This is a genomic window from Bowmanella yangjiangensis, assembly GCF_017255015.1.
Taxonomy (GTDB): Bacteria; Pseudomonadota; Gammaproteobacteria; order Enterobacterales; family Alteromonadaceae; genus Bowmanella; species Bowmanella yangjiangensis.
The window spans coordinates 1-1,833 of the sequence record NZ_JAFKCS010000158.1 but is presented as its reverse complement, the minus strand read 5'-3'; the positions used below and the strand labels follow the sequence as shown (position 1 = coordinate 1,833).

1 protein-coding gene is annotated in these 1,833 nt (G+C 61.1%); it reads right to left on the bottom strand.

Translation table 11 applies throughout. The annotated features are described in order from the left end of the window. Positions 1-221 precede the first annotated feature (221 nt). Positions 222-1,833 (bottom strand): calcium-binding protein (locus tag J0A65_RS27765; protein WP_206596606.1); only part of this gene is annotated, 1,612 nt, incomplete at its 5' end.

Genomic DNA, 1,833 nt, shown 5'->3' with positions numbered 1-1,833 from the left:
AGGCTATCCAGGCGGGCCTTGACCTCCTCCTTGGCGGCCAGCCAGTTGTGCAGTTCTTCGCTTTCGACTGCCAGGTTTTCCGTCATGCCCTCGAAGGGTTCGTATTCGACTCGCAGCAAACGCCCGGCGGCGTCACGCTGTACATAGACCATGCCTGCTCTCTCCTGGCCAAAAAAAACCCGCTACCTGAAAAGGTAGCGGGTCGATCATATAAGTGAAGGTCAGACCGTATCTACATTTAAAGTACCGTCATTGAGCATGGCCAGGATCACGCTACCGGTATCCCCCCCGGCACCGTATCCACCCACGCTGCTGTCACCCAGCAGGTTGACGTCCTGCAACACGATGGTCTGATCCGGGCTGCTGAAGTCGCCCGTGCCCATGGCACTGATCTTGATCGTCGTATCCCAGGCCGAAGTCCCCTGGCCGGGCAGCTCACTGGAGGTGATCTGCAGGTAGTCGAGCAGGTTGCCGATATCGCCGGAGGAGCCACTCTCGCCGACCAGCAGGTCGGAGAGATCCAGGCGATCACCGTCGCCCCCCGCGTTGAAGTTGCGCACGAAGTTGAGCACCGTATCGATACCCGTGTCGCCGTTGAGCCAGACGAAGGAGTCCTGGCCACTGCTGTTGCCCAACGACCCACCGCTCATGGTGTCGTTGCCGCGACCGCCGATCAGCACATCGTTACCGCCGCCACCGTACAGCGTGTCGTTGCCCAACAGGCCGCCGAGCACGTTGTCCTGGTTGCCGCCAACGAGAGTGTCGTTGAAGTTCGATCCGATCAGGTTCTCGATACTGCTCAACTGATCACCCGAGGCCCAGCCACTCACGCTACCGCCACTGGCGTTACCGGAGTTGTTCAGCGTGATGTTCACCCCACTGGTGGCATCGATGTAGCTGGCCGTGTCATTGCCATCGCCACCGTTGAGCGTGTCGCTGCCCGTACCGCCCACCAGGATGTCGTTACCGTCACCGCCATTGAGCGTGTCATTGCCGCCATTGCCGATCAGGATGTCGTCACCGCTGTAGCCGTTGAGGGTCCTGCCGCTGTTGTTATCGATGAGTATTTCGTCAAGGAAGCTGCCGTCCACCGAACCGCTGTTATCGATCTCGACGATCGTCACCTTGGCCTGTGCAGTCTGGCCTCCGGCCTGGCTCTGGTAGACGAAGGACTCACCATCGCTGGCCGAAGACACCGCGACCGAGGAACTGCCGTGGACTGCCGTCAGGCCTGCAGTCGAGACGATGCTGGTGATCGCCTGGATCGAGCTGTTGGGCCCACCGTCATTGGCCAGCAGGGCCCAGTCCGGGATGTCGAAGCTGCTGCTGCGTGAGATCACATAGTCATCGCGCGCCACCATCGGGCCGTCCGCCGGATCGACCGTGATGGTCAGGTTCGCCAGGCCGCTCTGGTCGCCATCGTTGTCGATCAGGATGAAGCCGACCTGCTGGGTCGTGCCGCTACCCACGTTGGCGGCAGACACATAGCTGTACTCGCCCGTCGCCATGTTCACCGAGAGCATCGCCCCGGCGGCCAGGACCAGATTCAGGGTCATGCCATTGACCACGCTGCCGTCCGAACCGGTGATGGTCGGGTTGACACCGACATTGAAGGTGTAGGTCACGCCATTGACCACCACCGACTTGACCCGCCCGCCATCGGCACCGAAGCCATTGACGCCGTCGGTCAGATTGCCGCTGATCGGTGTCGCCTGCGCGGTCTGGACCAGAACATCTTCCAGATCGGCGAAGTCGTTCACCGCGATGGCATTGGTGTTGCTCCCTGAAGTGCCATCGTAGGCGATCGGATCGAGCTGATCGTTGTTGCTGTAG